Below are 21,497 nucleotides of genomic sequence, written 5' to 3' on the forward strand. Positions count from 1 at the left end.
GGGGCCCCGCGGGGCACGGTGTTACGGTGCGGCGAAGACGGCGTTGGAGAGGCGAGCGGATGAGCAACCCCACATCAGAGGCCCTGGTCACGCTCGGGCGGTGGTACGTCCGCAGCGCGCCGGGCACGGTCGGGAAGGGACTGCTCGCCGGGCGCTACCTCAATCCGCGGCTGAAGGACGAGCCGCGAAGGCGCATCACCGCGACGGCAGTTGGCGCCAGCTTCGCCGTGGACACCCAAGACCTCATCCAGCGCTACCTCTACCTCTTCGGGGTGTGGGAGCCGCGCATGACCCAGTGGCTGCGCAACCGGCTGGGCCCCGGGGACACCTTCGTCGATGTCGGCGCCAACATCGGGTACTTCAGCGTCCTGGCCTCCCAACTCGTCGGCCCGCAGGGACGGGTGGTCGCGATAGAGGCCTCGCGCGACTTCACCGACCAGCTTGAGCTGAACGCCCGGATCAACAGCTGCGGCAACATCCGCGTCGTCCAGACCGCCGTCTCCGACAAGCGGCAGACACTGACCTTCATCCTCGCCAGCTCCGCCAACATGGGCGCCAACAGCATCGTGCCGTGGGACGGGCCGGTGGAGTCGCGGTTCGACATCGAGGCCTACCCGCTGCCCGACGTGCTCAACGCCGACGAGATCGCCAAGGCCCGCGTCATCAAGGTGGACGTCGAGGGTGCCGAGGGCAGCGTCGTACGCGGCATGGCCCCGCTGCTGGAACGCCTCCGGCCCGACGCCGAGATCACCGTCGAGGTCACGCCCGACCGTATGGCCCAGCTCGGTGACTCCGTCGAGGAGTTGCTCGCCACCATGCGCGAACACGGCTTCCACGTCTACCGGCTGGCCAACGAGTACGCCGCCGCTTCGTACCCGACCGCCCTCCACGGGCCGGCCGCCGTACCCGTCCGCTGGCGCCGCCCGGTCACGGACGAGAGCGACCTGATCTTCTCGCGGGTGGACGCCGAGACGCTGCCGTAGGCCGTAGGCGGGGGCTGAACGCACTGCACCCTCCGTCGCCGCGACGGGCCTGCGGCTGGCGGAGGGAGCGGTACGTTCAGACGTGCTGCCGGGTGCAGGGCCTCGGGCGTATAGCCAGGTCAGCGCGGGTGCTGCGGGTCAGGGTGGTGACCGCGGGCCTGGCGGGTTCCGAGGCGTACGGAGGACGGGACGCCTGCACGTCCGACGTGGCCTGCGGCCTTATGCGGTGGCCTGCCACGCCGGGTCGTCCAGCTTCACGACGGCCCACACCCGCTTGCCCACGCCCTCGCGCGGCCCGACGCCCCACTCACCGCCGGTCAGCGCGTGGACGAGGGCGAGGCCCCGTCCCGACTCGGTCTCCGTCGAGAGGAGCTGCACGCGCGGCTTCGCGTCGTCCGCGTCATGGACCTCGATGCGGATGGCCTTCGGCAACCGCTCGTACCGCGTCTCGACCTCGCTGTCCGGCGGGACGTCGGCGTGCTGGAAGGCGTTCGACAGCAGCTCGGAGAGGACGAGTTCGGCACGGTCGGCGAGGTCGTCCAACTCCCAGGCTGCCAGCACCCGGCGGAGGTCGTGGCGTGCCGTACCGACGCACCGGAGGTCGTACAGCCAGCGCTTCACGTACGGGGATGTCGCCGAGCCGAAGTCCGTGTACAGACCGCGGTTGAGGGTCAGTTGGAGAACGTCGCCGAGCGATTCACGCAGCCGCACGGCGGCGAAGCGGAGGGCGTCGCGTTCGGCGCGCGGGTCGTCGAGGACGGACGTGGCGACGTCCCAGACGGAGCGGGCCGAGTCGAGCTGCTGGCGTTCGATGTCATCGGCCAGGCGGGAGAGGTAACCGTCGCCGGAGACGAGGTGCGCGGGGCGTCCCTCGGGGCCCTGCCAGGGCAGTCGGCGGAGGACGCGGTCCGGCGGGGGCTCGGGCGGCTCGAAGAAGGGGGACAGGGGGACCTCGGTCATGGGTGTGCCTTCTGATCAGGGGTGATGGGGGTGGTGAGGGCGACCGTCGCCCTGTCGCCGGGAAGTACGAGGAGCGCATAGCCGAGGACGTGGCCATGGCCGTCGGCAAAGGTGCGCTCGATCGCGAGCACGGGCGTGCGGGTCCCGATGCGCAGCGACTGCGCTTCCGCCGAGGTGGGGAACCTGGCGGTGGCCTGGTCGGTGCTGGTCGTGACGGGTACGCCGGCGGCGGTGAGGAGGTCGTCGCCCCAGGGGGTGGCGGCCGCGCTCGCCAACTCGTGCGCGCGGGGGACGTAGACGTGGGCGAGGACGTACAGGTCGTCGTCGCGGTGGGCGAGACAGACGTACTCGGTCAGCGGGGCGCCCGGCGACGTGCCAAGTCGACTGGCCAGGTGCGGCGTTGCGACGGTGGCGGCGGAGCTGAGCCTCGTGTGGGCGCCGTTGAGGACTGCGAGGTACGTGATCCGCTCAGGCGGCGCGCTGACGAAGTTGCCGCGGCCCTGGAACTTGGCCACCAGGCCTTCCGTGCGCAGGACTTCGAGTGCGTCGCGCAGGGTCGGCGTGCTGACCCCGTAGTGGGCGGAGAGCCGACTCTCTGGCGGGAGTCGGGTGCCGACCTGGTAGGTGCCGTTCGCGATGAGACGGCGGAGGTCGTCGGCCACTTGCTCGTAGCGGGTGGTCATGGGGCCGCGCCTACTGTGCCGGGCATCAACTCGCCGCGGCGACGGGACCATTCCTCGGCGTTCAGGACGTACGGGCGGAGCAGTGGCCCGTCGTCGTCCCAGGCGTACGGGGACGGCCTGCGGACGCGTAACGGACGCTGGGCGCCGATGGGTTCGGCGGTGATCCGGTGAACGCCCCGTGCGGGGAGGAGCTGCCGGGCGAGCCAGTCGGCAGCTATGCGAATGAGCTGGAACAACGGTTGTCTCCTACGGCAGTTGTGTGCGTCGGATGACGGCCCAGATGCGCCGACCGGTCCCGCCGTCGGACGAGCCGAACTCGTCGGCGTCCTCCAGCGCTGCGAACACGTCCGGCCAGGCCTCCTCGGAGAGCGGCCCGGAGAGGTGGGCCTCGACGCGCGTGCGGTCGGCGTACTCCTTCACGTCGGGCGCCAGACCTGCGGCGACGAGGCGCGCGATGAGGTCCGCGGTACGGGCGTCGCGTGGCGGCACAAGGCGTCCTCCGTTGCCGGGCAAGCACTCTCAGTGAAGCTAGTTAACTAGATTAGAGCTAGTGGACTAGATTGTCCACATGCCTGACCAGCCGCCGTATCTCCGCGTCGCCGACCTGCTACGCGCCCGGATCGCGAGCAACGAGTGGACGCCGGGCGACCGCCTGCCCTCGCGCGCCGAACTGGGCCAGGAGTACGGGGTCGGCGAGAACGTCATACGGCGCGCGCAGGAGATGCTGATCTCGGTGGGCGTCCTGGAGGGCCGCGCCGGGTCCGGGACGTACGTGGCCGAGCCGCGCGAGCGGCTGCGCATCGTGCGCTCCCTCTACCGCGAGCAGGCGGGCGGCTCGCCCTTCGCCGCGGACATGGCGGCGCTCGGGCGCCGGGGGACGTGGGAGAGCCGGACCGATGCGAAGGCGCCTGCTCCGGCCGACATCGCCGCCCGACTCGGCATCGCCGAGGGCGAGTTGTGCGTGCGCACGGCGTACGAGTTCCTGGCAGACGGCAAGCCGGTACAGCTCTCGACGAGCTGGGAGCCGTACGCCCTGACGGCGGGTACCCTCGTCGTCCTCCCGGAGGCCGGCCCGCACGCGGGCATCGGCGTCGTCCGCCGCATGGCGGAGATCGGCCTCACCGTGACCCGGGCGGTGGAGCGGCCGGAGCCGCGGGCGGTGACGCCGGAGGAGGCCACGCTCCTGGGCGTCCAGCGCGGCACGCTGGCGACGCACATCCAGCGGACGTACTACGCCGAGGATGGTCGGGCGGTGGAGACCGCGGACGTCGTGGTGCCGGCGACAGTCTGCGAGATCGTCTACGAGGTCCCAGTCACCCCATAGACCTCATTCTATTCCCTCTCTACCACAACCCATCGAGCGCGAGTGCCATCGCCTGCAACGCCTGTACTCTCGACACATGACATCTGTGATCAATTTCACGATGAGGAGCATGTCAGGGGCCCCAGACACAAACGGGCTAGTCGCGGCATGCAACCAGGCGCTGAAAACAGGAAGCCTGGCCGTTAACATTGCCAACACGCGTGCGATTTACCCCAACGGCGCGGTGCCAATGGCAGCAGCATTGGAGTATTTCAGGGGTTCAGGGTTGAATATTTCTTTCGTTGGAGTCAACGAAGAAGTCACTCGCACGAAATTTTTGCATCCACTACAGGCTACTCAGAGAAATATCGCACGCAATACAATCGGAAATACGATCTGGCGATACAACGAAGGGGAGGCCTCCCAGCTTTGCAATGCTTTCATTGACATGTTGGAAGAAAATGCTCGCTGTGAAACCGGCGTTATTGACTCACTAAACTGGTGCCTATTCGAGGTTCTAGACAACGTATTCCAACACAGCAGAGCTGAACATGGATACGCCATGATCCAGATTCACAGGAAGAATCGATGGTGTACTGTCGCAGTTTCAGACTGCGGGATTGGAATCCACAGATCTTTCGCAGAAAATCAGGTTTACCATGCCCAGACGGCATATGAGGCAATTATGCTTGCAGTGCAAGAAAAGGTGACAAGCAAATCAAAAAACATGGGGAATGGCCTTTATGGCCTGATGCGCGTGATTGGGCTGAATAAGGGTGAGCTGAGAATCCGGTCAGGGCGCGGCTGGCTGGAATACAGGGACGGGAAAATATCCGGCGACCACTCGTACTCGGTGCCCCTACTCGATCTAAACGATCACCACGGCACCACGGTGGACTGGCAACTCGACCTTAGCAAGGAAGTCAGCCTCGCCGAAGCGCTAAGTTTCCCCGAACCGAATCTGCGACTTGAGGCAATCGAAGACGAGTCGGGCGAACATAGAATCAGCGTGCTCGACTTCGAAGACGGTCTGGGAACCAGGCGGTCAGCCGAGCAGGTTCGTATCAAGCTTGTGAACCTTCTAAATGCTGGCATACCTCGCCTGATTCTGGATTTCTCTGGAGTGAATGTCGTATCCTCAAGTTTCGCCGACGAAGTACTCGGAAAGCTTGCCCTCGAAATGGGGATTACATCCTTCGTAAATAGATTCAACCTCGAAGGAATGACCAATACGGTCATGACCATCGTCAATAGGGCAATCTCGCAAAGGCTCGCCGAGGGCGATGACAGAATCCCCGGGTCCTCTACCCGGGGAGATTCATATGAGCGGTGATAAATCTAATTTCGAAGCGCTTTGGTCCGGGATTCAATAACAGACATACGCGCTTCACGTTCTCGATCATCGTAGTGGCCAGGTTGGGCCGTGGCCTGGCCCTCCCACTTGCGGTAGAGGAGGCCGTATTCGCGGGTGAAGTGGCCCGGGGCTACTGCGTTGAGGGCCAGGAGGAGGCCGGTGTCCTCAGAGGCGGGGAGGGCCATCCAGCCGCCCAGGGCGAGGAGGAGGTCGCGGCGGGTGCAGAGGGTCGCCGGGTGGACCTGGGCGCGGTAGCCGTTGGCCTTCCAGTAGTCGAAGACCACGCCGCGGGCGAGGGGGCCGTCGTCGGGGTCGCCGTCGAAGCCGGCCGTCGAGCCATCGGGGAGTAGGTCGAGGACGCGGGAGGTCGTCCAGCCGAGAGCGGGGTCGGCTTCGAGGAGGGCCAGGTCGCGGGCGAGGGCGCCGGGGGTCAGCTGGTCGTCGGCGTCGAGGACTTTGACGTACGGGCCGGACGTGTAGGCCAGCGCCATCGTGCGGGCCACGCCCGGTCCGCCGGGACGGCCCTGGTGAAAGGTGACGCGCGGGTCATCGGCCGGGACGTGGGGGCGTACGGCGTCGCTGAAGCCGTCCTCCTGGACGATCCAGTGCCACTCCCAGCCCTCGGGCAACTCCTGCGCGCATAGCGACTTGTACGCGTCCGCGAGGTACGGCGCCGACGGGGCGTGCACGGCCGTGATGACGTCTATGCGGCGTTCCCGGCGATCCGCCACGGCGGTCACCACCTTTCCAGCGGGGTGACGAAGGTCAGTTCCGTGCGGTCGGCCGGCATGCGCACGAAGGAGTGCTCCACCACGCGGCCGGTCGTGTCGTACGACGTCTTGCCGAGGACGAGCAGGGCCGCGCCTGGGGGGAGGCCCAGCTCGAACGCCTCGTCGAGGGACGGCGGGCGGGCGAGGACGCGCTCCTCTATCCGGTCCAGCTCGACGCCGATGGTGTGCAGCTGGTTCTGCGTGCCGCCGGGCCAGGGCTCGTTCGCCGCGTCGAGGAGGGCGGGGTTGGCGGCGACCACGTCCCGGACGAGGTAGGACTCGACCAGGCTGAAGGGGTGGTCCTCGGCCCGGTAGCGGGTGCGGTAGGTGCGCTCGACCATGACCGTGCCGACCGGGACGCCGAAGATGCCGGCCAGTTCCTCGCCCGCCTCGACCTCGTCGTATTCGGCGTGGAAGACCAGATCGTCTATGCCGAGGCCGGTGTCGTGCTCTGTCGCGCCGGTTTGCTTGCGCTGGTCTTCGGGTTCGAGGGCTCGGTCCTTCTCCCACTGGTGGCGAAGGTTGGTGCGCAGCACGGGGGTGCGGAGCTTGCGGACGAAGTTGCCGCGGCCGTGTTGCTTCTCGATCAGGCCCTCGGCCTGGAGCAGCCCAAGGGCTTGGCGAAGGGTCGGCAGAGAGTTGCCGTAGTGGTCCGCCATCGTCGTCTCGGACGGAAGGCGGTCCCCGGGGGCCAGCTCACCTGCGCGGATGCGGTCTCGGAGATCGTCTGCGATCCGTTCGTACGCCTTGGCCACCGGCTCACCGTCCTGATCGTCGGGCGGGCCTCAGCATAGCAAGTCCTTAAGAGGTCTTGACGAGTTGAGGAGTGCGGGTTCATAGTGCTGACTACTCATCAAGAGGACTTGAGGACATGATCTCTTGAGGACTTGATGAGTTGCACGTCCCCGAGCACGTCCCTCGCCCGCCCGACCTGGGAGATTCCGTGTGTACGACCCGAGACCGCCGCTCCGGCGGTGGCGTCGACCCCGCGTTACGCGACGGCGACGACCTCTACCTCGACCTCTTCCGCGGTCCGGCCGACCGTGACGAGTCCGCCGACGAGCGGGCCGCACGGCTCGCCGCGGCGCGCGACATCCTCGCCGAGCTGCTTCGGGAGGGAGTGCACGATGCCGTCGCCCGGGAGCACGCCCGTTTCGCGCTGCTGACGGCCGCCGGGCCGGTGGCCGTGGTCCTTGAGCGGCGCCAGGTGGGGGAGGCGGCGTGATCCCCGCCGAACGCTTCGACGTACGGGCCGCGTACGGTGCCGCTGCGCTCGTCGGTCTCGGGCTGGTGTGGGCGCTGGCCCGGGGTCTGCGGCGGGGGACGCCCGCCGTGCGGGTGGCCGCGCTCGCCGCAGCCGTCTGCACGGCGTACAGCGCGGACACGTCGTGGCGGTTCGCCGCCGATTACCTCGACGTCGCCGGGGCGGCGGAGCGCGCCGCAATGTTCGCCGCCGCCGAGCTGGCGCTCTTCGCGACCGCGCTCATGGCGCGGCAGAACCTCAACGGCCCGAACGGCGCACCTGGCGCTCCCGGTGTGCTGACCTGGGCGATTGCGGGAGTGCAGGTCATCCCCGCGTATGCCGAGTCGGGGCCGGTCGGCGGCACGGTGCGGGCGGTGATCGGGCCGGTCATGGCCGCCGTTCTCTGGCACCTGGCCATGGGCATCGAGCTGCGGCACCGGCGTCCCGAGGCGCCGTCCAGCGGCTTCGGCGCGCTCGTCGCCCGCGAGATGCGCGAGCGGCTGCTCTCGCGGCTGGGCGTCGCCGAACGGCGGCGGGATGCCGCGCAGATCACCCGCGACCGGGCCACCGCGCGGGCGGTCGCGCTCGCCGCGCGGCTGGCGGAGATCAGCCCGGAGCGCCGCGCCCGGCGTCGTGGGCGGCGCATCGCGCGCCGCCTATCGATAGCCGTCGGGCGAGCGTCGGTAGGCGACGACTCCGAGCAGCGCCGCAGCCTCCTCGCCCAACTCGCCGCCCGGCGCAACGCCGCCGCTCTCGCCACCGTCGCACTGCCGTCGCCGTGGGTCGGCTTCGCACCCGACCCGGCCGCGTCCGCGCTGGCCAGCCAGGTGCGGGAGGAGATGTCACGCGCGACGGCGACCATCCGGCGGTACCGGCCAGCTCTGTTCACCGACCTCCTGCCGGTGAACGAGGTGGACGCCGAGCCCCGTTCGCCTGAACAAGCCGCCGACAAGCTCGACACCGCCGACGCTCTCGCCGCGATCGAAGCGGGCTGGGCCGCTGGCCTCACCGTCCGCGAAACGGCCCGGCGGGCGACGCGCGCGCCGAGTTACGTGCACAGCGTGTTCACCCGGCTCGACGCCGAACGCGGGCCGCGTCCGGTGAACGGTTCCCGATGACGGCCGCCGCGGTTCAAGCGGGCCAGTCACCTCCGCGGTTGGCTCTGGGCCTCGCAAAGGTCGTCGTAAACAGCGTCGGGGTCGTCCTGGGCGCGGTACTCGAAGTGCAAGCGGGCGATGCCGTCCGCGTCCATCAGGCCGACCACGTCGTCCCGCGTTCCGGGCAGCAACCGGGGCGTCCGCCAACGCCGTGCCAGCACAGCGAGGGCAGCGCCGTCGGGACTGCGCGCCACCCAGGTGGAGAGCCCGACCACTGGCAGATACCGATCCCGCTCAAGCGCGGCGAGCACACCCAGGATCCCGAGCTGTCCTGGCAGCTCCCATGTCGCTTCATGCGGAGCGAGGACGTCGTCCCCCATCGCGACGCTCTCCCGCGTGGCCACCACCTTCATAAGCCGCAGCTTAGACAGCTCGTATCTCCCGCCCGACACTCCATCTCGTCTGAGGGAAACTTGCGAATGAACCAGAGCAAACCGCACCCCGAAGGCAGGCTGTTACCCCAAGCCGAAGACAGGGCCGAAGGCCCGGACGTCCACGCGCTGGTCGACAGCCCGGCCGCCGGACCGTCCGGTCCCGGGCTCCTCGCCCGCGCCCGTGGCGCCAAGCGGCGGGCCGTTGTGCCGGCGTGGCTGCGCTCGCGGCGGCAGTTCTGGGACGCCGGGCGGGGCGTGGTCGCGTACGCCTGGCACGTCGCCGCGTATCACGCCGTGCGGACGCCCTGGTACGCGCTCCGGCTCACCCTGCGCGCGCCCCGCGGTGCCGCGCGCTTCGTCGGTGGGGCGCTGCGGTGGCTGGTCGACGCCGAGGGGGAGCCGCTGCGGCAGGCGGCGGCGAGCCGGGAGGACATCGAGGAGTACCTGAAGCTCTCGCGGCAGCGGGACCGCCGGGTGCGGTGGCGGACGGTCGTCGGCGTCGCCGCTGCGGTGCTCGGGCCGGTCGCGGCGCTGGTGGCGTACGTCCTCGCGCCCGGGTGGCTGCTGGCATTGGCCGTACCGGTCACCGTGCTGGGGCTCGGCCGCGTGGGGCAACCGGCCGACGATCCGGTTATCCACAGGGCTGTGGAAATCCCCCGGGCGACGAAACTCACCAGCGATATCGTGGTTCGAGCACTCGGCTCCCTCGGTATCCCCGCCGTCAACCAGGCCCAGGCCAAAGGCTCCCCCGGCTTCGCCTTCACCGCGCCCATCACCCGCGACGGGCCCGGCTGGCTCGCCGTCGGCGACCTCCCGTACGGCGTGACGGTCACGGACGTGGTCGATCGGCGCGAGAAGCTGGCGTCCGGGCTGCGACGGCCGCTCGGCTGCGTATGGCCGGAGGCCGTGCCGGACGAGCACACCGGGCGGCTTCGGCTGTGGGTCGGTGACCAGGACATGTCGCAGACCCGGCAGCCGAAGTGGCCGCTGCTGAACGTCGACTCCGTCGACCTCTTCACGCCGCAGCCGTTCGCGACCGACCAGCGCGGCCGGTGGGTGGCGCAGTCGCTGACGTACGTGTCCGGGATCGTCGGCGCGGTGCCGCGTATGGGCAAGACGTTCCTGCTCCGGCTGCTCCTGCTCATCGCCTGCCTCGACCCACGCGCCGAGGTCCACGCCTACGACCTCAAGGGCACGGGCGACCTCGCCGCGCCCGGACGCGTCGCCCACCGCTACCGGGCAGGCGACGAGGAGGACGACATCGCATACGCCCTCCAAGATCTGCGTGATCTACGCGTCGAGCTGCGCCGCCGGGCCAAGGTCATCCGCGAGCTGCCCAAGGACCTCTGCCCGGAGTCCAAGGTCACCTCGGCGCTCGCCGAGCGCCGGACGCTCGGTCTGCACCCCATCGTCATCGGCGTGGACGAGTGCCAGGTGTGGTTCGAACATCCCAAGCACGGCGCGGAATTCGAGGAGCACTGCACCGACCTGGTCAAGCGCGGCCCCGCACTCAGCATCACGGTGCTCCTCGCCACGCAGCGGCCCGACTCGAAGTCGCTGCCGACCGGCATCTCCGCGAACGCCACGCTGCGGTGGTGCCTGAAGGTCATGGGCCAGATCGAGAACGACATGGTGCTCGGCACCGGCTCGTACAAGCGCGGCATCCGCGCCACCGCGCTGGCCTGGGCGGACAAGGGCGTGTGCTGGTTCGTCGGCGAAGGCGCGGACGCCCGCGTCGTCCGCTCCGTGTACGTCGATGCGCCCGCCGCCGAGGCCCTCGCCGCGAGGGTCTACGAACTGCGCAAGCTCGCGGGCCGGTTGAGCGGCCACGCCCTCGGCGAGACGCCCGAGCCCGCCGCGGCCTCGTACGACCTCCTCGCCGACGTCGCCGCCGCCCTCCCGCCCGGCAAGGCGAAGGCGTGGAGCGAGGACGTCATCGCCCGCCTCACCGAACTCCGCCCCGACGTCTACGGCACGTGGAGCCCCGAGCAACTGGCCGCTGCGCTCAAGCCGTACGGCGTCCGCACCGTCCAGGTCTGGGGCACCACCGAGGACGGCAAGGGCGCCAACCGCCGCGGCGTACGCCGTACCGACATCTCCGCCGCAATCGCGCACCGTGACGACGGCAGCGCCGCCGCGTAGCCCGCGCACTAGCACCGCACCCCGCTAGGTCTAGCACCCCCGCTAGCGCCACACAGGGCCTCCCACCTGGCCTCTAGTCGCTAGCGGCCGACCTTCCGCACGTGCTCCACCACCCGGAAAGGGGCCGTCATGTCCTCCCTCGGCGCCGCTATAGCCCTCGCCCTCCTCGCCACGCTCGGCTACGCCGCACTCTGCGCGCTCAGCCCGTACGGCGCGTGCCGCCGCTGCGGCGGCTTCGGCTTCAAGATCCGGCAGAACCGGCGCGGGCGCATCGTCCGCGGCCGGGAGTGCCGCCGCTGCCGCGGATACGGGCAGCGGATCCGGATCGGCCGGCACGTCTACAACGCCGCCACCCGCCTGCACCGCGAGGGCACCCGCTGACCGCACCCGCCCGATCAGGAAGGCACCGCCATGGTCTTCAGCATCTCCGCCCTCGTCGTCTTCGGCGCCCTGCTCGGCCTGCTGCTCCGCTACCGCGCGCTCACCGCCGGGGCCGCCGTCGTCGCGCTGCTCTTCGGCTTCTACCTCGCGCGCAGCAGCGCCGCCCCGACCGTCGACCAGTTCATGTCCGCGCTCCGCGACGCCATCCCGTCCAAATGACCCGCAGGGAGGTCCCGCCCATGACCCTTCAGCCCACCACCGCCACCCCGCCCCGTATCTCCCTCATGGCCCTCGCCGACCTGCGCGACGCGCTCACCGCCCTCGAACTCGGCCAGGCCCCCACCGCCATCACCGCGCTCATGGCCATCGACGACGAGTCATGGCGGGCGGTGGAGCAGCGGCTCGCCACCGTCGGCGGCGACCTCCGCACCCTCCTCGGCCGCGCCGGCAACGGCTTCAACCCGCTGGCCTGACGGCCGTTCCGAACGGAGGACCCATGACCGACACCACCTGGCACACCGACCTCACCGCGAGCGTGCACGCCCTCGGCGCCGCCGCCCGCGAACTGCGCGCCGCGCACGCCAGCGCCTGCCACGCCGCCCGTACCGTCGACCCGGCCCGCCTCGTCCCGCTGCCCGGCCTGCTCACCGTCCCCGGCGCCGAGTCGGTACGACCGTACGACGAGGCCCTGCGCCAGCTCACCGACCTCTACGCCGCCACCGAGCAGCGCACCCGCGACCTCTACGTCAACGCCGCCCTCGGCTACGCGCACGGCGCCGCCCACGCCCTCGCCGCCGTCCTCCGCGCCGAGCGCCCGCACCACGTCACCCTCTCCCGCGACCCGGCCGGCCACTACGTCCTCGCGGCCCTCCCCGACCTCGCCGCCTCCCTCACCACCGCCGCCGGAGCCCGCGAACTCGCCGCCCTCCACACCCGCGTGCTCACCGCCACGGCCGCCGACCTCCCGGACGCCGCCACCGCGTACGGCGAGCAGGCCGAGCGCTCCCTCCACCACCTCATCCGCCACGCCGCCGCCCACGGCTTCCTGCACGCGCACTGACCCGCACCACCGAAGGGACCGCATTGCCGTACACCCACCCGCTCCGCGCCCACATGATCCAGTCCTGGGACGGCACCGAATGGCAGGTCTTCGTCGCCCTCCCCGACACCGCCCGCTGGCCCACCGTCCCCTTCCCCACCGGCGACGGCATCCCCACGCTCACTGCCCGCCGCAAGGCCCTCGCCACCCTCGGCTACGCCCCGCTCACCGGCGACGCCGCCTGGGACTGGATGGAAACCCCGCTCGAAGGCGAACCCACCGGAACCATCGCCCTCGTCGCCACGACCACCGTGGCCCCGGCAGACCCGAAGTAGCCCCGGTCCGGGGCGGCGGCCTCCCGCCAGGAAACCCGCCGCCCCGTGCCTCCCAACCCCGCAAGGCACAGGAGGTGCCACCAGCATGCCCTACGACGCCAACCCCCCGCCGACGATCACCGCACAGGCCACCGCCCTCCAATCCCTGTCCCACTTCGCCGACGCCCACCCCGACCTCCCGGGCGCCTACGTCGTCTCCCACTCCGCCTTCCCCAAGCAGGTCGATGTCCTGCTCGACGGTCCCGCCGACCTGGAGACCTGGCGCGACGCCCTCGACATCGCCACCAACGCACTCACCCTCAAGCACTACGACGCCAGGCGCCACCTCGAATTCACCACCCCCATCGGCACGACGCTGCTGCGCGTGTACACGGTCTTCCCCGACACCAGCACCACGCCCGAGGGGAGCCAGCCGTGACCAGCTCCAGGCGACCCCCCGCCCGTAGCAGCGCGCCCCGCCACCCCAACCTCAAACTCCCCGACGTCCTCGACGAGATCGGCATGTCCCGCTCGGCCTTCTACCGCATGCGCGCCCGCGGCAAGGCCCCCCGCTGCATCCGCCTCCCCAACGGACAGATCCGCGTCCGCCGCACCGACCTCGACACGTGGCTCGAAGCGCACGAAGTACACACCGCCTGAATCCCACCTACGGCTTGGCGGGGGCGCGCGGCATCACCGCGCGCCCCCGCCGAGGGAGACACCGTGCTCACATATGACGTGAAGATCTGGGGGATTCGGCAACGCGCCAATCGCGCGAACGCCTTCCAACTGCGCTGGCGCGTAGGGATCACCCCGCACTCGAAGAGCTACAAGATCAAGGAGCAGGCGGACGGACGCCGTTCCGAGCTGCTGACCGCCCTGCGGAACCACGAGCAGTTCGACGAGGCCACGGGCCTGCCTGCGTCGGAGTTCCGGCGGCTCCAGACGCCGACGTGGTATCAGCACGCCTGCGCCTACGCCCTCATGAAGTGGCCGAACGTCTCGGCCAAGCACCGCGCCGGGATCGCCGACGCGCTCGCCACCATCACGCCCGTTCTCGTCAAGGACACCCGGGGCGCGCCCGCCCCGAGGGTCCTCCGCGCAGCCCTCTACTCCTGGGCCTTCCGCTTCCAGCGCGACACGGCGACCGGCAGCTTGAGGGCGCGCTCCGAGACGGAGGAGCCCCCGGCGGACATCGCCGCCGCCCTGGACTGGATCGCGCGCAAGTCCGTAGACGCGAACGAACTCGACAAGGCCGTGCGCCTGCGCCCCGCCCTCGATGCCCTCTCGCTGAAGATGGACGGGACGAAGGCGGCGGAGACGACCATCCACCGCAAGTACACGGTGTTCAGCAACGCGCTGCGCTACGCCGTCGAGCGGGAAGTCCTCACCACGTTCCCGCTGGGAAAGGTGGACTGGCAGCCGCCGGAAACCGATGACGAGATCGACTTCCGGTACGTGCCGAGCCCTGCCCAGGCACGCTTGCTCATCGCCGCCGTAGGTGAGCAGGGGCCGCGCGGCGAACACCTGGCGGCGTTCTTCGGCTGCCTGTATTACGCCGCGATGCGTCCCGGCGAAGCGGCAGCACTCGACGCCGCTGCATGCCATCTACCTCCGGCGCCGAAGGGGGACGAGGCGGAAACCGAGTGGGGCGAACTGCTCCTCTCCGAGAGCCGCCCCGAAGTCGGCTCGGGCTGGACGGACGACGGCCGCCCCTTCGACAAGCGCGGCCTGAAGCGCCGTGCCCGCAAGGCAACCCGTTCGGTCCCTATCCCTCCGGTCCTTGTCGGCATGCTCCGCCGGCACCGGAAGAGGTACGGCACCGCGCCCGACGGGCGGCTCTTCCGCGCCGCGGGCGGCGGGCGCGTCCGCTCGACGGAGTACACGGACCTCTGGAAATCGGCGCGGGAGAAGGCACTCCCGCCCCACGACGTCACCACGCCCCTCGCGGACGTCCCCTACGCCCTCCGCCACGCCGGCGTGTCCCTGTGGCTCAGCTCCGGCGTGGACCCGACCGAGGTCGCCCGCCGCGCCGGGCACAGTGTGGCCGTCCTCTTCCGCTTCTACGCGAAGGTCATCAAGGGGCGCCAGTCCCAGGACAACGACCGCATCGCCCGCGCGCTGGCCCAGTAGCGCGGAGCAGGTATGCGCCAATGGGACCCACCCGGGCTGACCAAAATAATCATAGCGCATCTTCCCTGCGATTCGAAGGAATATGACCTACTAGACCTTGCATTCTGAGACGCAAGTCGTATGCTGAACGTGCGGCCGCCGCTGGTGCGGACGAGCAATCGGCTGATCTGCCATGTGCGAGGTGCCTCCCCGATGAACAGGACTCACGACCTCAACGTGAGGCTCTCGCTGGCGAAGATCCGGTGGGGCGTCCTCAGCGGGGGAGGCATCGCCGCGGCCATCGCGTCGGGACACGTGCGAGACCACACCGCGGTCTGGGCCCTGGTCGTCTTAGGCGTCGTCGGGCAGTGCTGCGAAGTGGTCCTTCACATCACCAGCCGACGCAGGGGCTGAGGTCCCAGGCCCCTTCAAAGCCGCCGAGTTCGGTCCACGCCTGGTCCACACGCAGTGGTTCATGGCGGTCCGCAGCGGGCCACGGTGGGACGGTGGACGCACAAAGCGGGTGCCCCGGAGTCCGGGGCACCCGCTCTGGCCTGCGCGTACAGCTAGCTGTGCGGAGGCTGTGGGATTTGAACCCACGGTGACATCGCTGCCACGACGGTTTTCAAGACCGTTCCCTTCGGCCGCTCGGGCAAGCCTCCCCGCGGCGTCCTGGCCCCCGGTGGGGGGGGTGGGGCGTCGCGGGGGTCAGCCTACTGCGGGGAGTCGCCGACGCGGGAGCCGAGGGTGACGGTGGTGGTGTGGGTGGAGCCGTCGCGGGTGTAGGTGACGGTGACCTTCTCGTCGGGCTGGTGCTGCCAGATCTCGCCGATCAGGGTCTCGTCGCTGTCGACGATCGTGTGGTCGAACTCGGTGATGACGTCGCCGGGCCTGAGGCCGGCCTTGTCGCCGGGGCCGCCCGCGGTGACACCCTCCGAGCCGCTGGCGATCTTCGCGCCGTCGCCCTGGTACTGGCTGTCGACCTGGACCTCCATGACCGGGTAGACGGGCTTGCCGGTCTTGATCAGCTCGTCGGCGACGCGCTTGGCCTGGTTGATCGGGATGGCGAAGCCGAGGCCGACGCTGCCGCCCTGGCTGCCGGGCTGCGTGTTGCCGCCGGGCTGGATCGCGGAGTTGATGCCGATGACGGCGCCGTTGGCGTTGAGCAGGGGGCCGCCGGAGTTGCCGGGGTTGATAGACGCGTCCGTCTGGATCGCGCTCATGTAGGACGCCTGCGAGCCCTGGCCGTCGCTGGAGGCGACCGGGCGGTGGACGGCGCTGACGATGCCGGTGGTCACCGTGCCGGACAGGCCGAAGGGAGCGCCGATCGCGATGGTGGCGTCGCCCACTGCCGCGTTGTCGGAATTGCCGAGCGGCAGCGGCGAGAGCTTGACGCCCGAGGCGTTCTTGAGCTTGATGACGGCCACGTCGTAGCCCTGGGCGCGGCCGATGACCTCCGCGTCGTACGTCTTGCCGTTGGAGAAGGTGACGGTCAGCTTGCCACCGTCCGCCGCGGGGGCGACGACGTGGTTGTTGGTGAGGATGTGGCCCTGGGTGTCGTAGACGAAGCCGGTGCCCGTGCCGCTCTCCTGGCTGCCGCTCGCCTTGATCGTCACGACGCGGGGGAGCGCGGTGTTGGCGATGCCGGCGACGGAGGTGGGGGCGCGGTTGAGGGCCTTCTGGCTGCCGCCGTCGGCGACGGTCGTGGAGGCGGACGTGTCGTTCTTGTCGTTGTGCTCCGCGGCCCAGTAGCCGATGCCGCCGCCGACGCCGCCGGCGACGAGGGCCGCCACCAGGACCGCGGCGACCAGGCCGCCGATGCCGCGGCGCTTGCGGCCGCCCTCCGGGGGTACGGGCGCGGGCTGGCCCCACACCGGTCCCTCGGGGCCGCCGGGGGCGCCGTAGCCGGGCTGGGTCTGCGGGGGCTGGCCCCCGGTGGCGTAGGAGGGCGTGACGGGCACGGCGTACGGGTCCTGCGGCGCCTGCGGGCCGTGCGGCGGCTGCGCGGGCTGCGGAGCCTGGTGCGGCGGCTCCGCGCCGAACGCGGCGTGCTGCCCGTAGCCCTGCGGCTGGGCCGGCACCACGGGCGGCTGGGCGCCGGTGACGGGCGGCTGCGGCTGCGCCGGTACGGGCGCGGCCGCGGGGGCGTCGTACACGGGGGCGGCGGGCGGCTTGGCGTCGTACGCCGGGGCGGCGGGCGCCGTGGGCTCGTACGCCGGGGCGGAAGGTGCCGGGGCGGCCTGCGGCTGCTGGTGGGCGAGCGCGGCCGGCGGCGGGCCGTACGGCGACGGCGGCCCCACCGGCGGAGGCGCCTGCGCCGGCAGGACCTCGGTGCGCGCGGCGTCGTCCGTGGGCGCCGGCGGGGTCGCCGGAGGAGCGGGAGCCTGTGCCGCCGGGGCACCGTCGTACGCCGCACCGCCGGGTGCGGCCGACGCCGACTCCGCAGCCGGGACGGAACCGGCTTCGTTTTCGGTGCTCACAGCGTTTCTCCTCGGTTCAGGACAGGGTGGTGGGCCGAACACAGCATTTCCCACCGCGTGTCGGACCACCGTAAGCGGGAGCTGTGCATGTCAGAGACGCGTGCGCCGGGAGCCGGTTCGCGTGGCGCCGCCGAGGCGGTGGCACCATGAACCGGTGACACATGTGCGCGCGGTCCCGGAGGCGTACCCGCAGGGGCGACCTGTCCAGGTCGTCGCCCATCGGGGTGCTTCCGAAGATGTACCAGAACATACGCTGGCCGCGTACCGGAAAGCCATCGAGGACGGCGCCGATGCCCTGGAGTGCGACATCCGCCTGACGGCCGACGGCGAGCTGGTGTGCGTGCACGACTGGCGCGTCAACCGTACGTCGAACGGCCGCGGGGCGGTCTCCTCGCTGGAGCTGGCCGACCTCGCCGCGCTGGACTTCGGCTCCTGGAAGGGTCGGCATGCCGATCCGGAGGCGCCGGAGCGGGAGCCGCTGGGCGATCCCGACTCTCCCGCGGCCCCCGGCGACGCCGAGGAGCGCAGCCGTGTGCTGACCTTGCGGCGGCTGCTGGAGCTCGTCGCGGACACCGACCGCCGGGTGGAGCTGGCCATCGAGACCAAGCACCCGACGCGCTGGGCCGGACAGGTGGAGGAGCGGCTGATCGAGCTGCTGCGCGCCTTCGGCCTGGACCGTCCCTCCCCGGCCGGGGCGCCCTCACAGGTGCGGGTGATGAGCTTCTCGTCCCGGTCGCTGCGCCGGGTGCGGCTCGCGGCGCCCGCGCTGCCGACCGTCTACCTCATGCAGTACGTGTCGCCGCGGCACCGCGACGGGCGGATCCCGGCGGGAGTGCGGATCGCCGGACCGAGCATGCGCATCCTCCGGGCGAACCCGGGGTATGTGGCGCGGCTGCACCGCGCCGGGAACCGCGTCCACGTCTGGACGGTCGACGAGCCCGCCGACGTGGAGCTCTGCGCCCGGCTCGGCGTCGACGCCGTCATCACCAACCGGCCCCGGCAGGTACGCGCCCAGCTCGCGGCGATCGACGGGGCCGGCGGCCCGGGCGGCACCGGCGGGCTCCGGCGCTGAACCGGCGTGGAGAGGGCACACCGCCACGCCCATGACCGGTGCCCGAGCCGTACGGGTCGGGCGGCGGACCGGCGACCGGACCGGGCGCGGAGCCCTGGGGCGGGGGCCGGGTGGCGGGATATCCACCCCGCATATTGCGACGGCACGGCAATACGCCACGGGATCACGGCCGGGCGGGGGCCGGATACGCGGGACGCGGCAATACGCGGAGCGGGGGCGGGACATCGCGTGAGCTGGGGGGCGTACGCGGGCGGGCGCCGGACGCGGGGCGGGCGCGCGGCGCGCGCGGACGCAGGGTTTTCCCTACATGTGGCGCAGGGGCTTTTGCCGGGACGTAAGGAGTGCGTCAATAGATCGCGGTTGGCCTGTTTCCGGTCCAGCCCCAGAGGGCATCCATCCCGTGGCGTGGGGTGAAGGAGGTCACGGGGGTGTCGTTGATGGTCGCACAGGAGGTGCCGACGTCCACGACCATGGCCCTGCCCCATGGTCCTGGCGGCGTCGCGGAGGCACGCAGGTGCATGCGCCGGGATCTGTACGCGCAGAGCGTGCCGGAGCCGGTCGTGGACGACGCGGTGCTCATCCTTTCCGAACTGCTCAGCAATTCGTGCCGGCACGCCCGCCCGCTGGGCGATACGGCGGAGAGCGCGATGCCCGTGATCCCCGGCAGGGGCCCGGGTACGGCCGCAGGTCCCGGGATTCCCGGCAGAAGCTCGGGTGCAGCCACCGGTGAGGCCGGTCCGGAGGATGCGGACGGCGGCATAAGGGCCGGGTGGGCGGTCGGGGACGACGGGCTGCTCAAGATCGAGGTCACGGACGGCGGCGGACCCACCAGGCCGCGCCCTTCCAGCCCCTCCCTGACGGCTCACGGCGGCCGCGGCCTGGGCATCGTCGGCAGCCTCGCGCTCCGCTGGGGTGTGGGCGACTACGCGCCCGGCGAGGTCACCGTGTGGGCCCTCCTGCCCGTCCGGGGCAGGCACGCCCGCCGCGACGACCTCGCCCTGGGCGGTACGGGCATCGGCCTGCCGCGCGGAGTCCCCCTCGGCCTCCCGCTGGACCTGGCGGAGTCCCTGGACGACCTGAGCTGACCGCGCCCGACCCGGCCGCTGCCGCACCGCCCGTCGTGGTCGGGCGGAGGGCCGCCGGGCGCTAGGCTCGCGGCCGGGAACAACGCCGCACCGGGAGAGACCGAGCCATGGCCAAGAAGCGCGCGACCGCCACCAGGAGCAAGGGGGCCGCACCGGCGGCCGGGACCGCGAAGGGCGCGGCAGTGCCGGTGGTCGGCGCGCGCGAGCCCTGCCCGTGCGGATCGGGCCGCCGCTACAAGGCCTGCCACGGCCGGGAGGCGGCGCACGCGGTGACCGAGCTGGTCAAGCGCCCCTTCGAGGGCCTGTCCGGCGAATGCGACTGGGTGGCGCTGCGCGAACTCGTGCCCGCGGCCACCGCCCCGCTCACCCTCAAGGCGCCGCTGCCCGACGGCGTGCCCTCCGTCACGCTCGGCACCGTGCTGCCGATGGCCTGGCCGGGGCTGCGCCGCGACACCGGCGCCGTGCTGCTCGGCCTGCAGAGCGACACCGCTTCCGGCGACATCAGCCGCGACCTCGCCGACACCCTGTCCCGCGCGCTCACCGCCGAACCCGGCAACCCGGTGGAGGGCCGCAGGACCGCCCCCGACGGGCCGCGGCTGCAGGATCTGCTGGACCCGGACGCGCCCTTCGTGCCGGAGGTGCACTCGGGCTTCGAGTTCTGGCTGGAGGACGCGGAGACGGCGACCGGCGAGGTGGCCGCGTCGCTGGAGCGCGCGAACGAGGCCGTGATCCCGACCGTGCGGCTGAACGGCGTCGACGCGGCGTACTGGTGCGAGACGCCGGAGAAGAACCACCTGCGGTGGGTCATGCCGCACCCGGAGGAGGCGCTCCTCGACGCGATGGCCCGGCTGCACGTCGCGGGCGCGTCCTCGCTCGGCGAGGGCACCCGGCTCGTCGGTTCCTTCCGCGCGCACGGCCTGACCGTGCCGGTGTGGGACCTGCCGCTGGGCATGGGCGCGGAGGAGGTCGAGAAGCCCGCGGCCGCCTTCGGCGAGCGCCTGCTGGAGACCCTGGCCCGCACCGAGCCCCTGACCGCCGAGGAGCGGCGGGCCCGCAGCGGCTTCATGAACCGCCAGATCACGCTGAGCTGAGCCTGAGCCTGAGCCTGAGCCTGCGGCTGCGCCTGAGCCGCGACGCGGCCCGCCGCGACTGGGCCGGGGTCCAGCCGGACACCGGCCCCCACGTCGGCGGCGCCGCCGGACGGTGGCGCACCGCATCCGACTGAGCGGTTGGTCAGTGATTCCGGTCACAACTCCCGCAGAATCCCCAGGATTCGGCGGCGCCTCCGCTTGGGGGGAATTTGCGATCGGACGAAGTCTTGTTACCGTTTAGTCAGCCCGGTCGCTGATGCATCCCCCGTCGTCAGCGACCGGGTTTTCCATGTCCTGCCCCAGGTCAGCAGCCCGCGGGCGATGCCGCGGACGGCATCCGGAGCGGCACCCGAGCGGCGCCGGAGCCCACCTTCCGCACCGCCGCGGAATCCTCCGGATCGGGCCGCACGCGGGGCTGCGCGCCCGTCAGTCGCCGCGCGCCGAGCCGCCCGCCGAACCGTCCGCTGAGCCCCCGGTCCGGCTCGCGTCCGGCGCGTCGCGGGGAGTGCTGTGGCCGGCCTGGCGGCGCGGGGCGGCGTCGTGGTGGTCGGCGGTCACCGCGGCCAGCGGCAGGACGACGGCGAGTGCGGCGACGCTCGCGGCCGCGATCAGCCGCAGCCGGTCGCCGGGGTCCTGTGCCGCCTGGCGGTGCGCTGCCATCCGCCGCTCCCCTCCTCCTCGTGCCCGGTCGCCGCGCCTGCCCACGACGCAATGTGCCACGAAAGAGAACATAGCGGCCATGTGCGGAGCCTCCCGCCTGTCCGGTGCCACGGGCCAGGTCTCCCGCGGCCGGTCGCTGCCCGAACGAGTGACGGCGGGAACCGCGTTCACCCGTACGAGGGATTCCGGCGGGGTCCGCGGGACCTCGGCCGTACGCCGTCCCCTGCACGCCGACGCACACACACCGTGGCCGTACAGCGGACCGTACGCCGCCCCGCGTGCGGAGCGCGTAAG

The 21,497-nt window shown here is 71.4% G+C and carries 25 protein-coding genes and 1 tRNA gene; 17 read left to right on the forward strand and 9 right to left on the reverse strand.

Going from position 1 to position 21,497, the window contains the following annotated elements:
* The first annotated feature begins 59 nt into the window (after positions 1-59).
* Entirely contained in the window at positions 60-983 is a 924-nt protein-coding gene (locus ACH4SL_RS19355) for an FkbM family methyltransferase (RefSeq protein ID WP_398447008.1), read from the forward strand.
* 219 nt (positions 984-1,202) lie between these two features.
* Here ACH4SL_RS19355 and ACH4SL_RS19360 read toward each other — a convergent pair whose 3' ends face one another.
* The 3 genes from ACH4SL_RS19360 to ACH4SL_RS19370 all read right to left on the reverse strand — a co-directional run bounded on the left by ACH4SL_RS19360 (position 1,203) and on the right by ACH4SL_RS19370 (position 3,115).
* Positions 1,203-1,943: an ATP-binding protein gene (locus ACH4SL_RS19360; RefSeq protein ID WP_398447010.1), complete on the reverse strand. Its 741-nt coding sequence runs from the start codon at positions 1,941-1,943 to the stop codon at positions 1,203-1,205.
* On the reverse strand, positions 1,940-2,626 hold the full coding sequence (locus tag ACH4SL_RS19365) for a GntR family transcriptional regulator (RefSeq protein ID WP_398447012.1): 687 nt from the start codon (positions 2,624-2,626) through the stop codon (positions 1,940-1,942). Before ACH4SL_RS19365 ends, ACH4SL_RS19360 begins: the two co-directional genes overlap by 4 nt.
* A gap of 246 nt (positions 2,627-2,872) precedes the next feature.
* Positions 2,873-3,115, reverse strand: coding sequence for a hypothetical protein (locus ACH4SL_RS19370; RefSeq protein ID WP_398447014.1), 243 nt, complete (start codon positions 3,113-3,115; stop codon positions 2,873-2,875).
* 79 nt (positions 3,116-3,194) lie between these two features.
* Between ACH4SL_RS19370 and ACH4SL_RS19375 the strand changes: the two genes are divergently transcribed.
* Together ACH4SL_RS19375 and ACH4SL_RS19380 are read left to right on the forward strand one after the other, a co-directional pair.
* Positions 3,195-3,950 (forward strand): GntR family transcriptional regulator, encoded by a 756-nt coding sequence (locus ACH4SL_RS19375; RefSeq protein ID WP_398447016.1) that lies wholly within the window; start codon positions 3,195-3,197, stop codon positions 3,948-3,950.
* Between the two features lie 76 nt (positions 3,951-4,026).
* Entirely contained in the window at positions 4,027-5,262 is a 1,236-nt protein-coding gene (locus tag ACH4SL_RS19380; RefSeq protein WP_398447018.1) for an STAS-like domain-containing protein, read from the forward strand.
* Between the two features lie 5 nt (positions 5,263-5,267).
* On the opposite strand, the gene ACH4SL_RS19385 is transcribed toward ACH4SL_RS19380, so the two are convergent.
* Both ACH4SL_RS19385 and ACH4SL_RS19390 read right to left on the reverse strand, forming a co-directional pair.
* A complete protein-coding gene (locus ACH4SL_RS19385; RefSeq protein WP_398447020.1) occupies positions 5,268-6,014 on the reverse strand; it encodes a glycosyltransferase family 2 protein in 747 nt (248 codons plus the stop codon).
* A gap of 5 nt (positions 6,015-6,019) precedes the next feature.
* On the reverse strand, positions 6,020-6,808 hold the full coding sequence (locus ACH4SL_RS19390) for a GntR family transcriptional regulator (RefSeq protein ID WP_398447022.1): 789 nt from the start codon (positions 6,806-6,808) through the stop codon (positions 6,020-6,022).
* Positions 6,809-6,996: 188 nt separating this feature from the next.
* Between ACH4SL_RS19390 and ACH4SL_RS19395 the strand changes: the two genes are divergently transcribed.
* Together ACH4SL_RS19395 and ACH4SL_RS19400 are read left to right on the forward strand one after the other, a co-directional pair.
* Positions 6,997-7,278 carry a hypothetical protein gene (locus tag ACH4SL_RS19395; RefSeq protein ID WP_398447024.1) on the forward strand — a complete coding sequence of 94 codons (282 nt, stop codon included), beginning with the start codon at positions 6,997-6,999 and terminating at the stop codon, positions 7,276-7,278.
* Positions 7,275-8,414, forward strand: a complete 1,140-nt coding sequence (locus tag ACH4SL_RS19400) for a hypothetical protein (RefSeq protein ID WP_398447026.1) — start codon at positions 7,275-7,277, stop codon at positions 8,412-8,414. The genes ACH4SL_RS19395 and ACH4SL_RS19400 overlap by 4 nt, the downstream gene beginning before the upstream one ends.
* A gap of 26 nt (positions 8,415-8,440) precedes the next feature.
* Here ACH4SL_RS19400 and ACH4SL_RS19405 read toward each other — a convergent pair whose 3' ends face one another.
* Positions 8,441-8,806, reverse strand: coding sequence for a hypothetical protein (locus ACH4SL_RS19405; protein WP_398447028.1), 366 nt, complete (start codon positions 8,804-8,806; stop codon positions 8,441-8,443).
* Positions 8,807-8,872: 66 nt separating this feature from the next.
* Here ACH4SL_RS19405 and ACH4SL_RS19410 point away from each other — a divergent pair, with 66 nt between their 5' ends.
* From ACH4SL_RS19410 to ACH4SL_RS19450, 9 genes are all read left to right on the forward strand, one after another.
* Positions 8,873-10,969, forward strand: a complete 2,097-nt coding sequence (locus tag ACH4SL_RS19410) for a cell division protein FtsK (protein WP_398447030.1) — start codon at positions 8,873-8,875, stop codon at positions 10,967-10,969.
* Positions 10,970-11,098: 129 nt separating this feature from the next.
* Complete coding sequence (locus ACH4SL_RS19415) at positions 11,099-11,350, forward strand: hypothetical protein (RefSeq protein ID WP_398447032.1); 252 nt, start codon at positions 11,099-11,101, stop codon at positions 11,348-11,350.
* A gap of 30 nt (positions 11,351-11,380) precedes the next feature.
* On the forward strand, positions 11,381-11,569 hold the full coding sequence (locus tag ACH4SL_RS19420; protein ID WP_398447034.1) for a hypothetical protein: 189 nt from the start codon (positions 11,381-11,383) through the stop codon (positions 11,567-11,569).
* 20 nt (positions 11,570-11,589) lie between these two features.
* A complete protein-coding gene (locus tag ACH4SL_RS19425) occupies positions 11,590-11,823 on the forward strand; it encodes a hypothetical protein (RefSeq protein WP_398447036.1) in 234 nt (77 codons plus the stop codon).
* A gap of 23 nt (positions 11,824-11,846) precedes the next feature.
* The gene (locus ACH4SL_RS19430) at positions 11,847-12,410 is read left to right on the forward strand and encodes a hypothetical protein (RefSeq protein ID WP_398447038.1); all 564 of its coding nucleotides are present in this window, start codon (positions 11,847-11,849) and stop codon (positions 12,408-12,410) included.
* A 23-nt stretch (positions 12,411-12,433) separates the two neighbouring features.
* Positions 12,434-12,724, forward strand: coding sequence for a DUF6303 family protein (locus ACH4SL_RS19435; RefSeq protein WP_398447040.1), 291 nt, complete (start codon positions 12,434-12,436; stop codon positions 12,722-12,724).
* A gap of 85 nt (positions 12,725-12,809) precedes the next feature.
* Positions 12,810-13,142, forward strand: coding sequence for a hypothetical protein (locus ACH4SL_RS19440; RefSeq protein ID WP_398447042.1), 333 nt, complete (start codon positions 12,810-12,812; stop codon positions 13,140-13,142).
* Positions 13,139-13,363, forward strand: coding sequence for a helix-turn-helix transcriptional regulator (locus ACH4SL_RS19445; protein ID WP_398447044.1), 225 nt, complete (start codon positions 13,139-13,141; stop codon positions 13,361-13,363). Before ACH4SL_RS19440 ends, ACH4SL_RS19445 begins: the two co-directional genes overlap by 4 nt.
* Positions 13,364-13,426: 63 nt before the next feature.
* A complete protein-coding gene (locus ACH4SL_RS19450; protein ID WP_398447046.1) occupies positions 13,427-14,836 on the forward strand; it encodes a tyrosine-type recombinase/integrase in 1,410 nt (469 codons plus the stop codon).
* A 554-nt stretch (positions 14,837-15,390) separates the two neighbouring features.
* On the opposite strand, the gene ACH4SL_RS19455 is transcribed toward ACH4SL_RS19450, so the two are convergent.
* Both ACH4SL_RS19455 and ACH4SL_RS19460 read right to left on the reverse strand, forming a co-directional pair.
* A tRNA-Ser gene (locus ACH4SL_RS19455) sits at positions 15,391-15,477 on the reverse strand.
* 51 nt (positions 15,478-15,528) lie between these two features.
* A complete protein-coding gene (locus ACH4SL_RS19460) occupies positions 15,529-17,295 on the reverse strand; it encodes a trypsin-like peptidase domain-containing protein (protein WP_398447048.1) in 1,767 nt (588 codons plus the stop codon).
* Between the two features lie 154 nt (positions 17,296-17,449).
* Between ACH4SL_RS19460 and ACH4SL_RS19465 the strand changes: the two genes are divergently transcribed.
* The 3 genes from ACH4SL_RS19465 (at position 17,450) to ACH4SL_RS19475 (ending at position 20,543) form a co-directional block, all read left to right on the forward strand.
* Positions 17,450-18,367: a glycerophosphodiester phosphodiesterase gene (locus tag ACH4SL_RS19465; RefSeq protein ID WP_398447050.1), complete on the forward strand. Its 918-nt coding sequence runs from the start codon at positions 17,450-17,452 to the stop codon at positions 18,365-18,367.
* A gap of 428 nt (positions 18,368-18,795) precedes the next feature.
* Positions 18,796-19,452: an ATP-binding protein gene (locus tag ACH4SL_RS19470; protein ID WP_398447052.1), complete on the forward strand. Its 657-nt coding sequence runs from the start codon at positions 18,796-18,798 to the stop codon at positions 19,450-19,452.
* Between the two features lie 107 nt (positions 19,453-19,559).
* Positions 19,560-20,543 (forward strand): DUF5926 family protein, encoded by a 984-nt coding sequence (locus ACH4SL_RS19475; protein ID WP_398447054.1) that lies wholly within the window; start codon positions 19,560-19,562, stop codon positions 20,541-20,543.
* Between the two features lie 426 nt (positions 20,544-20,969).
* Here the strand turns inward: ACH4SL_RS19475 and ACH4SL_RS19480 are convergent, their stop codons facing one another.
* The gene (locus tag ACH4SL_RS19480; protein ID WP_398447056.1) at positions 20,970-21,203 is read right to left on the reverse strand and encodes a hypothetical protein; all 234 of its coding nucleotides are present in this window, start codon (positions 21,201-21,203) and stop codon (positions 20,970-20,972) included.
* Positions 21,204-21,497 lie beyond the last annotated feature (294 nt).

It is taken from the genome of Streptomyces sp. NPDC021020 (assembly GCF_044333285.1).
Taxonomy (GTDB): Bacteria; Actinomycetota; Actinomycetes; order Streptomycetales; family Streptomycetaceae; genus Actinacidiphila.

What these genes read in the sequence shown, in the direction of transcription:
- ACH4SL_RS19430 (WP_398447038.1), top strand. Translation starts at nt 11,847, where the DNA reads ATGACCGACACCACCTGGCACACCGACCTCACCGCGAGCGTGCACGCC.
- ACH4SL_RS19480 (WP_398447056.1), bottom strand. Translation starts at nt 21,203, where the DNA reads ATGGCAGCGCACCGCCAGGCGGCACAGGACCCCGGCGACCGGCTGCGG.
- ACH4SL_RS19420 (WP_398447034.1), top strand. Translation starts at nt 11,381, where the DNA reads ATGGTCTTCAGCATCTCCGCCCTCGTCGTCTTCGGCGCCCTGCTCGGC.
- ACH4SL_RS19415 (WP_398447032.1), top strand. Translation starts at nt 11,099, where the DNA reads ATGTCCTCCCTCGGCGCCGCTATAGCCCTCGCCCTCCTCGCCACGCTC.
- ACH4SL_RS19375 (WP_398447016.1), top strand. Translation starts at nt 3,195, where the DNA reads ATGCCTGACCAGCCGCCGTATCTCCGCGTCGCCGACCTGCTACGCGCC.
- ACH4SL_RS19475 (WP_398447054.1), top strand. Translation starts at nt 19,560, where the DNA reads ATGGCCAAGAAGCGCGCGACCGCCACCAGGAGCAAGGGGGCCGCACCG.
- ACH4SL_RS19365 (WP_398447012.1), bottom strand. Translation starts at nt 2,626, where the DNA reads ATGACCACCCGCTACGAGCAAGTGGCCGACGACCTCCGCCGTCTCATC.
- ACH4SL_RS19360 (WP_398447010.1), bottom strand. Translation starts at nt 1,943, where the DNA reads ATGACCGAGGTCCCCCTGTCCCCCTTCTTCGAGCCGCCCGAGCCCCCG.
- ACH4SL_RS19380 (WP_398447018.1), top strand. Translation starts at nt 4,027, where the DNA reads ATGACATCTGTGATCAATTTCACGATGAGGAGCATGTCAGGGGCCCCA.
- ACH4SL_RS19425 (WP_398447036.1), top strand. Translation starts at nt 11,590, where the DNA reads ATGACCCTTCAGCCCACCACCGCCACCCCGCCCCGTATCTCCCTCATG.
- ACH4SL_RS19405 (WP_398447028.1), bottom strand. Translation starts at nt 8,806, where the DNA reads ATGAAGGTGGTGGCCACGCGGGAGAGCGTCGCGATGGGGGACGACGTC.
- ACH4SL_RS19355 (WP_398447008.1), top strand. Translation starts at nt 60, where the DNA reads ATGAGCAACCCCACATCAGAGGCCCTGGTCACGCTCGGGCGGTGGTAC.
- ACH4SL_RS19410 (WP_398447030.1), top strand. Translation starts at nt 8,873, where the DNA reads ATGAACCAGAGCAAACCGCACCCCGAAGGCAGGCTGTTACCCCAAGCC.
- ACH4SL_RS19440 (WP_398447042.1), top strand. Translation starts at nt 12,810, where the DNA reads ATGCCCTACGACGCCAACCCCCCGCCGACGATCACCGCACAGGCCACC.